Source organism: Gemmiger sp. An120, assembly GCF_002160955.1.
GTDB lineage: Bacteria > Bacillota > Clostridia > Oscillospirales > Ruminococcaceae > Gemmiger_A > Gemmiger_A avium.
Genome location: NZ_NFLN01000011.1, coordinates 61907 through 74998, shown reverse-complemented (window position 1 = coordinate 74998; position 13092 = coordinate 61907). Strand labels below are relative to the sequence as shown.

The 13092-nt window shown below is 54.6% G+C and carries 11 protein-coding genes; all 11 read right to left on the bottom strand.

Annotation, left to right across the window (positions count from 1 at the left end):
• Positions 1-93 precede the first annotated feature (93 nt).
• Positions 94-2997, bottom strand: coding sequence for an outer membrane protein assembly factor BamB family protein (locus tag B5E65_RS10420; protein ID WP_143403000.1), 2904 nt, complete (start codon positions 2995-2997; stop codon positions 94-96).
• A gap of 89 nt (positions 2998-3086) precedes the next feature.
• Positions 3087-3797, bottom strand: coding sequence for a hypothetical protein (locus tag B5E65_RS10415; RefSeq protein WP_143402999.1), 711 nt, complete (start codon positions 3795-3797; stop codon positions 3087-3089).
• 59 nt (positions 3798-3856) lie between these two features.
• Positions 3857-4555, bottom strand: coding sequence for an MgtC/SapB family protein (locus B5E65_RS10410; protein ID WP_087171705.1), 699 nt, complete (start codon positions 4553-4555; stop codon positions 3857-3859).
• A gap of 64 nt (positions 4556-4619) precedes the next feature.
• Positions 4620-5348 carry an MBL fold metallo-hydrolase gene (locus B5E65_RS10405; RefSeq protein WP_143402998.1) on the bottom strand — a complete coding sequence of 243 codons (729 nt, stop codon included), beginning with the start codon at positions 5346-5348 and terminating at the stop codon, positions 4620-4622.
• A gap of 28 nt (positions 5349-5376) precedes the next feature.
• Positions 5377-7392: a DUF6259 domain-containing protein gene (locus B5E65_RS10400; protein ID WP_206406301.1), complete on the bottom strand. Its 2016-nt coding sequence runs from the start codon at positions 7390-7392 to the stop codon at positions 5377-5379.
• 12 nt (positions 7393-7404) lie between these two features.
• A complete protein-coding gene (locus B5E65_RS10395) occupies positions 7405-8139 on the bottom strand; it encodes a sugar isomerase domain-containing protein (protein ID WP_242957525.1) in 735 nt (244 codons plus the stop codon).
• On the bottom strand, positions 8132-9100 hold the full coding sequence (locus B5E65_RS10390) for an N-acetylglucosamine kinase (RefSeq protein ID WP_087171702.1): 969 nt from the start codon (positions 9098-9100) through the stop codon (positions 8132-8134). The genes B5E65_RS10395 and B5E65_RS10390 overlap by 8 nt, the downstream gene beginning before the upstream one ends.
• A gap of 13 nt (positions 9101-9113) precedes the next feature.
• Positions 9114-9866 (bottom strand): SIS domain-containing protein, encoded by a 753-nt coding sequence (locus tag B5E65_RS10385; RefSeq protein ID WP_087171701.1) that lies wholly within the window; start codon positions 9864-9866, stop codon positions 9114-9116.
• Positions 9867-9932: 66 nt separating this feature from the next.
• Positions 9933-11222 carry an ABC transporter substrate-binding protein gene (locus B5E65_RS10380; protein ID WP_087171700.1) on the bottom strand — a complete coding sequence of 430 codons (1290 nt, stop codon included), beginning with the start codon at positions 11220-11222 and terminating at the stop codon, positions 9933-9935.
• A 54-nt stretch (positions 11223-11276) separates the two neighbouring features.
• Positions 11277-12143: a carbohydrate ABC transporter permease gene (locus B5E65_RS10375; protein WP_242957524.1), complete on the bottom strand. Its 867-nt coding sequence runs from the start codon at positions 12141-12143 to the stop codon at positions 11277-11279.
• A complete protein-coding gene (locus tag B5E65_RS10370) occupies positions 12140-13063 on the bottom strand; it encodes a carbohydrate ABC transporter permease (RefSeq protein WP_087171699.1) in 924 nt (307 codons plus the stop codon). Before B5E65_RS10370 ends, B5E65_RS10375 begins: the two co-directional genes overlap by 4 nt.
• Between the last annotated feature and the right edge of the window lie 29 nt (positions 13064-13092).

Here is a 13092-nt window from a genome sequence, read left to right as displayed (position 1 = left end):
GCGCCCCCACAGTCTTTGGCTGCGGGGGCGCTTTGGCGTAATTCCACTTCCTACCCCAAAGCTTTTGGATTTTAGCTTCTCTTTTCCATACGCTCAGGATATCTCTACCGCGTAAAGGTTCCCATCGATACCGCTTGCCAGCAACAAATTGCCATTTACTTCCGGCGTTGACCAAAAGACACGTTCCGGGAAGCCTGCAGCATCAAAGCACCACTGTGTTGCGCCTGTAATGGGATTCATTGCCGTAACTCTTCCGCGTTCTGCCAAATGAAACAGCATTCCATTTTCATATACCAGCGCACAATCGATCTGCATGGCTTGAAGATCACCGTCTCTGCTGTTATATCGCAAATCTTTTTGCCATACAACCTGTGCCGTGTCTGAGTCGAATGCTGTCAGTTGCCGGCCATTGTTTGAGGTGTAGAATACCAATTCGCCGTTTGTTGCCATTCCTCGCGAGGATACCTTTTCCAATGCTCCCGTCCAGGCAAGCTCCCCTGTTTGCAGGTCAAGATATCCCGGCCGAGTGTTCTGGGCATCGATGCACCAAAGTTTTCCGCCAGCGATAATCGGGCGTACATCGCCACAAACGAACAAGGACTCATCCGTCTCCGCATTTCCCCGCCAACGAAGCTCACCCGTTTGAGCATCCAATGCATACCAAATATATGTGTCTCTCACATAAGCATACAAAACGCCGTTGGATATGGTTGGCCTCTGCCGCATCACTCCGTCCGTCTGATACGACCATTGAAGCAAGCCGGTTGCCACATCAATACAGGAAATTTTCCCGTCACCGGAACCTATATATACCCTTTCCTGGTCTACCAGAGGATCAGAGAGAACACTTCCGCCTGCGGTATATTCCCACTCCTTGGCACCATCCGCGGCATTCAGGCAATACACCTTTCCATCTTCGGATCCGAATACGATCCTATCTTCCCCTATCGCCGCCGGCTTGGAGATCACCGGCCCATTCGTTTCAAATTTCCAGTTCTCTGTCCCCGTCTGTTCGTCAATGCAGTAAAGGAAACCATCGTTCGAACCGACGAAAACCCGCGTTCCCAGGACCGTTGCGCTGGATTGGATCATGTCACCAGTTTCAAAAGTCCAGCGAATTCCCGCCTGGCTGGACATCATAGTATAGTCTGCATAGTCCGTCCATTTCTCGCCGTTGCTGTCGAACGCCTCCACCCCCACAAAGTGAGCTCCAGGCACCAGTTCCGGTGTATAGGCCGTAGGGTCGATATCGCAGCTCCAACTGCCATCACTGTTCTTCTCCATTTGCGTGTAAGGCCCGTAATTGTCGATCCGCGCCTGCATCGATGCGACTCCATCGGGCGCGACTGTTGCAGATGCCTGCACATGGATCTGCCCTTGATTGTTCACCTGAATCTGATCGATTGACAATTCCATCTGTCGAGTATTATTCATTCGGCCGGTCAGCCACAACGTACGACTGTGATCCGAGGCTTTATGTTTGTAAATATAATAATAGTTCGGCGTAAATTCTATGGTCACAAATTCCTGCGCCGCATTGTCTTTAACATATGTAACATAGTTGACAGGAATACCATCTTCCCGGACGTTCCCATAGTAATGCACATGACCGGCCATAAAAGCAATGACATTATGCCCTTTGGCCAGTTCCAACAGTTCATGCCGGGCTGTTACATTGTTGTTGATTTTGAACGGGTGGTGTGCAAACCAAATGACCGGCATGTCGGCCGGGACATTCGCCATATCCTGCCGCAACCACTCCAGCTGCGCCTTGTTGATTTTTCCGTCCAACTCATAGTTGACCGTTGAATCGAGAAGTACGAAGTGTACTCCACCATAATCAAACGATTGATACAACGGGCCAATGCTGTCTGTAAAAGTCTTTTTCCCGTTCGCATTCCACCAGCGCACATCGTGATTGCCCGGCGTGGTGTATACCGGGTTCTGGAACAATTCCCGATCCTCCAGGTACAAGGCATACTGTGCCGGCGTGCCATGATCTGAGATATCGCCCGTAACGATGGTAAACGACTCGTTGATGTTCTGATTCACTTCGTTGATAATGCTTTTGAAATTCTCTGTTCCGATCAACTCGTGAACATCCGATATCTGCGCCACAGTGAAGCGTGAAAAGTTCCCGTATGTGACCGTCATCTGCGCAAGATCCAATTCTCTTGTAAAGGCCGCGGCCGAGGAATTGTAGATTCGCAAGGTCAGTTGGCCGTTATCCAGGTATCGTTCGATCTCGTGCAGAGAGTCCAGTGTCACGTATACCGTTTCCATGGTATTATTTGCAGAAAGAGTCTTGACCACAGCAAAACGCCCGGTATCTTTATTGAGCAGAGAGATGTATTGTGGGTTGGTAGCTCCAGCCGCTTTCATTCGCAGGGTAAACGTCAGTTCCTGAATATTATCCAGCGGAACACCCGTTTCAAAGCGCAGCTGTATTGCGGCCTTCTTTTGATCATTGCTCTGTGTGACCACAGCTGCACCATCCGGCTTGGCAAGATCCGTTACTTCCCCCTCACTCGCCCCATATTCCGTATACAAACTGACTGGGATGCAGCTCTGCTGACTTTCGGTCACATTGGAATACGCCGTGACCGACAGTGCATCCGTCTGCCTCGTAAAGCTGCTGCCGGCTGAATTGTACAGGCGTACCCGAAAATCCCCGTCACCAGAAAGATAGTTTTTCAATTTATCCCCCGACAGCACAAAAGTTCGGTGGCTCTGCCCCGCTTCACCTGGCAGCAGGCCAATCGCCTCCCAGTTTTCAGTGTCAAAACGGTACACCGAAAGCCACACATCATTCGTCTGAGCAGACTGTCCGCCAGCATAATCTATCCTCAACGATCTGACATTTGCCTTGTTTTGGTATAAAGGTACGACCGCATGCCAAGCCACTTTATTTTCCGCAGAAGCAACATCGGCGGTCGCACCGTCCCGTTCCTTCAGCGCCTCGAAAGACGATCCTGAAGCGAAAGATCCCTGTTCCAAAACCGCACTGGATACCGAATGATGCTCTATCTGGATAGCATTTGCTGCAGCTCGATAAGCATAAAGGAACTGGAGCTGACCATGAGGATCTAAAAGCCGTCCGCTCCTGTGAAAGCGACCCTCACCTTCACCTGGCCTTGTTCCGAAAGATAGGCAGACACAGGAAGAGGCAGGTCAAGATCCCTTTCTTCAGCAGAGGTTTCTGTATTAATTTCCTCATATTCGCTGCTGTCCCAGTTATAGACGCTGATGTTCTGCGCAATGTTGGTGTCTGCGCCGGAAAGGCTTAGTCTGACAGTTCCTTCTGATAAGTCACCCGGCAGTATCGCCAGGACAAAGGCAAACTCAGCTTCTGCCTTGTAGCCTCCTTCAGGTTGCAGAGCAGCTTCCAACGTCATTGTCTTTCCATCGCGAAAGGAGAGATCCACCTCTCCTCCGGTGGCAAGAGTGCCGCAAGTCAAAAGCATTGAAGAAGGCGACCGCTCTTCAAAAATCTGTTCCACAGTCGAGCCTTCCGTAGCAGTGATCTCACGTACTTCCGCGGGCAGCTCTGCTTCTCTCTGTTCAGGTACAGGAGTAAACTCCGGCGCATTCATCGAATCGGATTCCGGAATTTGCTGCTGAACTTCTTCCTCAGGGTTTTCCGTTACGACCTCCTGTATCACTTCCTCAGCAATGCTCGTCGACACATTAGGCTGCTCTTCCGCGTGATCCGCATAGGATGTCAGTACACCTGCACCCGGAAAGCCACAGCTACAGAGCAACGCCAGACTGCAAAGAAAAGAAACTACACGTTTCATATTTTTACACCTCACTGTCCCTTGTTGTTTCTTGTCGTTCGAATCGCAACGCGTTCGTTTTACACCTCCTCAACACACCGCAGATAATCCGCGGCTCGCAGTTTCTCCAGTAAGTAGTCATGGGTCATGCCACGATTCAGTTCCAGGGTGGCGACCGCCGCGACATTATCCTCTTCCCGCGAGTTTTTAACAAGGTTGAAACAGCTGATATTTACTTGCATCCGGTGCATCTGATGGACAAAATCCGCTGCGTCCTGCGGCGTTTCAAACACCAGATAGAGTTCCAGAACATGGGCTTGCCGATGCACGGTATCATCCACCCGACTCAGTATTTTCAGCGTGATCAGCACCAGAGCCAGCACCAGAAGCACACCATCCACAAAGCCGATACCTGCTGCCAGCCCAAGACAGGCACAGATCCACAGGCTTGCCGCAGTCGTAAGTCCCCTCACCTGGTTGTGTCCTGTTACCAAAATCGTTCCGACTCCCAAAAACCCAACACCACTGATGACCTGTGCACCCAATCGGTCGATGGAGTTTGCTCCTCCCGTCGTCACATATATGAACTGACCCGTTGTCATGACAAGAGCCGCGCCCAGGCATACCAGAGTATGTGTTTTGATTCCCGCGCCGCGGCGTTTGATGCCACGGTCTATCCCGACCACAATGCCCACCATGAAAGCCGCCATCAGGCGCAATGCTACTGCACCTGCGCACCAGGACGCACAATAGGCGGAAAACTCGCGCCACCAAAGCATACAAGCTCGGCCTCCTTTCGCTACAAAGTTGCCCGCCCTTTTTCAAGGGCGGGCACATGCGAAATCATATTTCATAGCTTTCTCCAATGCAGCTAAGCGATGCATTGGGAAAACACCTTTGCGCCTGTATCAGCACCTGCTGGGCATCCTCCGAATGGTAGTGCGTCAGAAGGAGGCGGCCAACGTGTGCGTCTTTCGCAACCCGACCCGCTTCCCCTGCCATCAGATGATGATTCGACTCCGCATGCTGGCCTTCCACCAGGCTGGCCTCACAAAGGAAGCAGTCCGCCCCCTTTGCCGCACACGCCAGAATTTCACATGGTCCACTGTCGCCAGAATAGGTCAAGATTTTTCCTTCTGCGCACACACGCACCGCATAGCTTTCCACAAGATGCGGTACCTGAAAGAAAGTCAATTCGACCCCTTCCAACTGGTATTGGGATCCATCAAAGACAGTCGTATGTCGGAACACTTCTCCTTGTAACAGTTCCTTTGCCGCCCACTCCGGCAGCGCAGGACTGCACAGAGCCAGCGGCGCCAGCGCCTGGCCCCGGGCAATACGGGTCTCAAGCTGATACTTGGCACAGAACAGGTCTCCGCAGTGGTCAAAATGCAGATGGCTGATGACGATAAGGTCCAGTTCGGCCAGATCGCACTGACGCTGGAGCTGAGGCAGGCTGGCGCAGCCCATGTCCAACAGGATGCGTTTGCCTGCCGCTTCCACCAAAAACGAGGAGCAGGCGCCGCCGGCCTCCGGGCAGGAGGCGTTGTTTCCGAACACCGTAAGTTTCATCAGGCCCACTCCCTTTCGTTCCTTTGTTTCACAGCGTCAACCGCATCATCTGACCCGGCAGCAGGGTCACAAGCAGCCTGTTTTCGCACAGCTGCGTTTTGGGAAGCGGCCCTTCAACACATGCGATCTGGGGCGTTCCGTCCATGTTCGGAAGGGCCAGCCGCAGCGTTACCGGCTCGTCACTGTCGTTGGCTGCCAGCACCATCTGCCGGCCTTCTTCCCTTTGCCAGCAGGTCAGCTGGCAATGCTCCGGCAGCTGGCCGTCCAGCCACGCATCATCCAGGAAACGGGCGGAATGCAGCAGAGGCTGCAGTTCCCGGCGGAATTCCAACGCCTTGCGGGAATATTCATGATACTCCCCGGCGTTCTGCTGCAGCCGCGTGGTGATGCCCATCCACAGAACGCTGCCCAACGCGATTGCCCGGTGCATATCCCGGTAGAACCACTTTTTCTGTTTCTCTTCGTCCTGCTCCCACCCACGGGGATTGACCATGTTCACCTGAACGAATTCCGGGAAGGTGTATTTGAACACATTGTAATGCTCGTCGTACTCGGCGCCATTCCAGGTCAGGTTTCCCCATGTGTAGCTGCCGTAGATGTCTCCGCAGTTCTCGGTCATGATATAGGCGTTGGGATTATAGTCCCGCAGCCGTTTGAGCAGTTCTTTCAGGACATAGCGGTAGCCGTTGTTGAATTCCCCGATGTTTTCGTGGCTGTGCTCTTCGCAGTAGCACGCAAAAGGTTCCGCCGAGGCCAGCTGATCCAGGTAGATGCCGTCGCAGCCATACGCCTTTACGCAGAATTCCGCCGTGTCCAGCAAATACTCTCTCCACAGCTTGTCCGAAGGGCAGTTCACCGTGAAATGGGCAGGCCCGTAGGTCTCGCGGTAAGGTTCGCCCTTTTCATTTCGGATCGCCATGGCCTCGCCGACGGTCTTGTGGAAATCCGATTCCACATCGAAGATGCGCGCGTTGATATACAGCGTGGAAAAGCCGCCCTGCTGACGCACATATTCCAGCCCGCGCCGGAACTCCATGGCGCTGCCCAATTCCATATCGGGATAGTATTCCGGATAGTACGAGTCGAAGCCGGTCCTGTTCCAGCTTGCGATGAACATGTGCCGAACGCCCCAGGCCGCACCCTCATCGTACATGGCAGGGATGTCCCGGAAGCGATGCTCGATGTTTCCCACGCGTTTGAAATTGTAGCACTGGTTCAATGCGTACTCGTCCTCAAGGAAGGGCGGGTTGTGGTCAAAATCCAGATGCGGCGCAATATAGGCGCGGTAGATCTTTGCGCCTTCGTGCCAATCCTTCGTTGTGATCGCCAGCACATACTCGCCAACGTCATACTTCTGGCCCGGGCGGATCCGGTGGTGTTTCCGGAAAGCAAAGGCCATCCACGGATTCTGCGGGTCGCCGCTGGTGTCCGCCAGGACGCCCGTGACGGGGAAGCGGGGATCGTGGCTTCCGATATAGAAACCGTTTTCTGCATCGTAATAATACATCCAGCTCATGGAAGCCAGACCGCAGTAATTGATTTCCCGGCGATAGATGTCTTCAAAGGCGACGCTGCTGGCACGCCAGAAATCCTTTTTGTTTTTGCCATATCCCAGCACGGGATTCTTCGTTTTTTCACCGGCGTGATGGGGATAGATGAGGTTGTCGTCGGCATAGTCGTCTCCAAGATACATGCCGCCGATGTAGGGCATCAGGATCTCCACCACGTCCACATCCGAATGGTTTTCAAGCGTTGCCGTAATGGAAAGCTGCTCTTCTCTGCCTGTGCACAAAAGATCCATCCGGATGGGTTTATCACCAAACGTTTCATAGGTGATGGAGAGCGTGCCCTCGCCTTCTGTTACATGCGGGGCGCCCGGCAGCAGCTTTGTTTTTTCCCCGTTGACCAGTGCATACAGCTCCACCAGTGTTGTGCGGGCCGGACGCTTGATGTATTCGTCCCCTGTGGCCAGATTGACGAGGCTTGCAAAATTGTTTGTTTCGGTGCTGAAGCGAGCGCAAAACGCGGAAGTTTCCAATTTCATTTCAGGGCCACCTCAGAAACCGAATTTCTCATAATTTTCCAAGGCCTCTCCGTTGATCTGCGCCGCGTTGGGCATGTGGTTGGAGATGTAGACGCTGGGTTTGAGGCCTTTTTCCAGAAGTTTCTCCACGACGGTGCTCTGCACCGCCCACATCAGGTAACTGGCGCTGATGCCGCTGGCGGGGCAGATACGCTGCCCCAGCTCGGGAACGTCCACCAGCGTGTCGCCGTAATTGGTGCAATTGTCCAGGCAGTAGGTGCAGGCTTCAAACAGGCGTTTTCCGCTGGGATGGCGGCTGGTGAGCCTGCTGGAATATTCCACTGCCGTGATCGCCACCGTGGCGCAGCCCATCTCGTTGGCCTTGAGGGCAAGATCCACCGGGAAATACTGGTAGCCGGAAACAGACCCGATCATGACCACGTCCTCCGGCAGGATATTTGCACGGCCCAGCACGTAATCCGCGAAGCCCGGGATGGTATCATAGCCCACGATGCCCCGCGCCGGAGCCGGACGGTGGCGCACCGGATTCTGGATCTCACAGGTGATGCGGATGGGTTTTACCGCCATCATGCCGCCGGTACGGCCTACGCCCTCAAACATCAGCATGTGGCCGGTGTCCATGATATGCCAGGCGCCGCCGCGGGCCAGCCGCTCGGCGATCTCGGTGGATGCCGCCAGAATCGCTTCCCGCTGGGTGTTCTCCACCTTGTCCAGCACCTGTTTCATGCCTTTAAAATATTCATCCATCAACATCGGTATCACCTTTTTCTTTCTGCAAAAGATTCTGTAAAAGTTCAGCGGAGTGGATGTCCACCCCCGCCTCTTCACTCAAAACGCAAAGAGCCGCTCCGATCACCGGCGTGTACTTCGCCGGCACATAGGTGCTGCGGGGCAGCACCGCGCTCAGCTTTGTGCGAAAGCGTCCGCAAAACAGTTCGCCCATGGCCGTCAGCCCGCCCGTGAGCGAAACAGGCAGGTCCTGCTCGCCAAGTCGCGCGGCGACCACTGTCGCCAGCTCCGCCAGTTCCGCCGCGGCCTGATCGAGAATGGCGCACGCATCCTCATCTCCCAGTGCGGCAGCCTTTGCCACAACGCGGCTCAGCTGGGCAACACGCGCCCGGGTAAAATCCGGCTGATAGGCCGCTTCCCGCAATGCCGGCACGTCCTCCAGATTCAAAAAGCGCAATGCTTCCTGTTCCAGCACGGACCCGGCTCGTCCCTGATCGGACAGTCTTGCAAGACGGGCCAGGCAAAGCACGCCGATATGATAGCCGCTTCCTTCATCGCCAAAGAGCGGCCCCCAGCCGCCTGCTTTCGTGCTGCGGCCATCTCTGCTGCATCCGGTAGCAAACGAGCCCGTTCCTGCAAGCACGGCGATACCGTAGGGAAGGCCCAGTGCGGCATAAAACGCATTTTTTTCATCGCCTGCCTGGCGGAACTCCATCTGCGGAAGCCGCGCCTCCAGCAGCCCCATCGCCGGGCGGAAACCGGGAATAAACAAGCTGGTCAACCGTATGTCCGCCGGGCTTGCCCCTGCCTGAGAAAGGCAGCGGGAGATTCCTTCAAACACTGCGTCCGCAGCCTGCTGCGGCGCAATGAAGTTCGCATTTGCGCCGCCCTGGCGGTCCGCTGCCAAAACGTTTCCCTTTTCGTCAAACAAAAGGAAGTCTGTTTTGGTGCCTCCCCCATCGCATACAAGGTACAACATTTTCACCCCGTTTTCAGCTCAGCGCCGGGATCCGGCTCTGGTAGGCCGCCACCGCTTTCGCGTTGTGTTCGTCTCCGCCGGGCAGATTTGCGCTGCACAGAATGGGCGGCATTTCGCCTTGGGCCAGGAACATGTTTTCTATCTTCAATACAATGCGCTGTGCAATGAACAAGCTTCCGAAGGTGGAGGCGCCTCCTGTGATCTGCTGTGTGCCGGGAATGGTGAGCATTCCGTCTCCTTTCGGAGAGTGGTTGTCGATCACAATATCGCTCACCTCATAGAGTTTTTTTCCGCTGGGCGCCCGGGAGACCAACTGCTGAGACACTTTTTTGGATGTCACACACACCACGGTAAGTCCCTGTTCCTTAGCATACTGAGCTGCTTCCACCGGCACGGTGTTGATGCCGGTATTGGAAGAGATCAAAATCGTATCTCCGGGTTGTAAGCTGGCTTTGCTCAGGACCTCCGCAGCCTTTCCGGGCTGCCGCTCCAGCCGTGTGCTGGTGATGGCTCCGGTGTGAAGCATGAGATCTTCGGAAAGGATCGGATCGATGGGTACCAGGCCGCCGCTGCGATAGAACATCTCCTCCACGATCATATGGGAGTGCCCGGTGGAGAAGACATGGAGCAGGCCGCCCTGCCGAATAGAGGCATATGCCGCACGGGCGGCAGCCTCCATAGCGGGTTCTTCCTCCTGTTCGATTTCTGTGAGCATGGAACATATCTTAGCAAGATACATATCATCCTGCAACAATTTAGTGGTCATGACAAATCTTCCTTCCTGAAAAGAAGGGGCGGCGGAATCCGCCGCCCCTTCTGATCGGTGCTGCAATTATTTGCTGAGGATCGGTGCGCCCTGCTCGTCCACGCGCTGCGCGAACTCTTCAGGAGTGATCGCACCCGCCCACAGGGATTCGCATTCTTTCTGGAACATGCTCTGGAATTCCGAACCGTTGATGTTGGTGGGGAACGGAATGGCGGTTTCCAGGGCCTGCACAAAGTACTTGTTGTACGGGGTCTTGGATTCAAACTCGGTGGTGTCCACCATGGTGGAAGCAGGCAGGCCGTAGTTCATATCCAGAGCGATCTGCTGGCCTTCCTTGCCGGACAGGAACTCCACAACGCGCCAGGACAGCTCGGGGTTCGCGGCTTCCTTGGGGATGACCCAGGTGTTCACGAAGGAGGAAGTCTGGCTCACACCGTCCACATAAGGCATGGGCAGAACGGTATACTCCACGTTGTTGGCGTCAAAGGTGGAAGCGGTGGACAGAGAGCCGATCTGCATGGCGACCTTGTTGGCCATAAAGGCGGAGAACTCGTTGTCGCCGAACTGTGCAGCCTGGGCAGCACTGGGGCAGACCTTGTAGGTGTTGTACAGATCGTACATGAACTGCACGCCGCGCATGGTGTTCTCATCGGTGGAAAGCACGCTGGACTTGCCGTCCTCGCTGTACAGTTTGCCGCCGAAGGCCGCGATCATGGCATAAGTCTGGTCCATAAAGTTGGCCCAGTAATAGCCCCACTGGGCGTCGGCGCCGCTGCCCTTGGTGAGTTGCTTGGCAATCTCCACGAACTCATCCATGGTCCAGGTATCCTCGGGGATCTCAATGCCGGCGTCCGCAAACATCTTGGTGTTCAGATACATAACCTTGGGAGTGACGTCACGGGCGGCAGCATACATGGTGCCGTTCACAGTCAGCGCGTCCTTCACCACAGGGTACAGAGCATCCTTATACTCCTGGCTGGCCAAATCGTCCAGCGGCAGCAGCATGTCGTTCAGCGCGTAGCGGGGCACCTGATCCATCGCCAGCATCATCACGTCGGGGATCTCGCCGCCGGCCAGCTTGGTGATCATAGAGTTGGCATAATCGGTGGGAATGGTGACGAAGTCCAGCTTGATGTCGGGGTTGGCTTTCTCAAAGTCCTCCTGCATTTTCTGCAGATGGGCGAACTTGGTGATATCCCACCAGGTATAAACCGTCAGGGTGGTGGGTTCGGCAGTGCCTGTTCCTTCCCCGGTAGAGCCAGACGTCTGCGCAGGAGTGCCGCCGCACGCCGCCAGCGTGAAGGTAAGGGCCAGTGCCAGCGCGCCGGCCACGAGTTTCTTCAACAACTTTTTCATAATAAACCTCCATTTTTTTATATCTGCGGCCTGTCCTGGCCGCCAGCTACGGTATTACTTTCCACCAAAACCGGAGTTCATGGTGGACGCCATAAAGTGGCGCTGGAAAATCAGGAACACGATCACGATGGGAACGATGCTCAGGGAAGACCCGGCCAGCAGCACCGCCCAGTTGGGTTCCCACTCTTTCAGGTATTTCAGACCAACGGTAAGGGTGAGTTTGTCGTAGTCGTTCAGGACCAGCATCGGCCACAGGAACGAGTTCCACACGCTTCGGAAGGACAAGATCGCCGTGGTCGCGATCGCCGGTTTTGCGTTGGGCAGAACGATCCGGAAAAATACGCCCAGGCGGGAGCATCCATCAATGATGGCCGCATTTTCCAGATCCTTGGGGATGCTCAGGAAAAACTGACGGAAGAAGAAGATGTTAAACGCATTCGCACCGGTGAACATGCAGTTCAAGAAAAGCGCCGCGTATGTGTTGATGAGCCCCATATCCACAATGATCTTATAGTTGGGGATCAGCGTTACATGGCTCGGGATCATCATTGTGGCAATGAATGCCAGGAACAGGATGTTGCGCCCCGGAAATTCCAGCCGGGTGAGGGCATAGGCCGTTAAAGAAGCTACGGCGATCATGCAAAGCGGCATCGCCACCGACAGGAAAACCGAGTTTATCAAAAAGCGCTCAAACGGCAGGACCTCAAACAGACGGGTGTAGTTCTCCAATGTAAAGGGGCGCGGGATCATATCCAATGGGTTTCCGCCATACAACTGGGAAGACTGCTTGAACGAGGAGAGCAGCGACCAGACAAAGGGGTAGATCATGATGAAGCTCAGGATCAGCATGAATGCATGATACAAAGTGTTGCCGATCTTTTTGCGAGCCGACATTCCAAGCGACAGTTTTTCCATCATCATTCACCCCCCTGTTCGTTGCGGAATCTGTATTGGATCAGCGTGATCACCATAACGATAGCAAAGAAGATCCAGGCGAGAGCAGAAGCGTAACCCATGTTGTAATTGGTAAAGCCCTGTTCATAGATGTAATACATGATCGTGCTGGTGGAGCCAAGGGGGCCGCCCTGGGTCATGATGAAGATCGATTCAAACATGTTGAACGCTTCGATCACCAACAGGATCGCCACCACGAAGGTGGTGTTGGAGAGCATGGGCACCGTGATGCGGATAAACTTCTGCCAAACGGACGCTCCGTCCACCTCTGCGGCTTCATACAAGCTCTCGGGAATGGTTTGAAGCCCCGCAAGGAACATGAGCATGTAATAACCGCACATCTGCCAGACGCGCATAATCACAAGCGCCGGCTTGCTCCAGGCCGGGTCTGCCAGCCAGAGCGGGGGATTGTTGAAACCGATCGCGGTCAAGAAGTTGTTCAGGATGCCCATGTCCGGGTTGAAGATCCAAAGCCAGACCATACTCACCGCAACGGTGGAGGTAATGCTTGGCAGAAACAGTGCCACCCGGTATCCTTTGGTAAGCGGGCCCGCCTTTTTGTTGATCAGAATGGCCAACAGCAAAGACAGGACCAGAACGATCGGGACCAGCGTCACCACAAAATAGATCGTGTTGCCGAAAAACGGATAGAAATACTGGTCTTCGGTGAAGGCCCGGATGTAGTTGGCAAGCCCAACCCAATTCGGATCACTGAGCAGATTGTAGTCCGTCAGAGAAAGGTACAACGAATACAACATCGATCCGAACGTGAAAATGCTGAAACCGATCAGCGCGGGGGATACGAACAGCCAGCCGGTAAAGGCTTCGCGCCGTTTCAGGTTGAGCCTGCGCTTGTGGGATTTGACGGTGTGCGGTGCCTGCTGCATAACGACCTACCTTTCTGGAACACTTGATA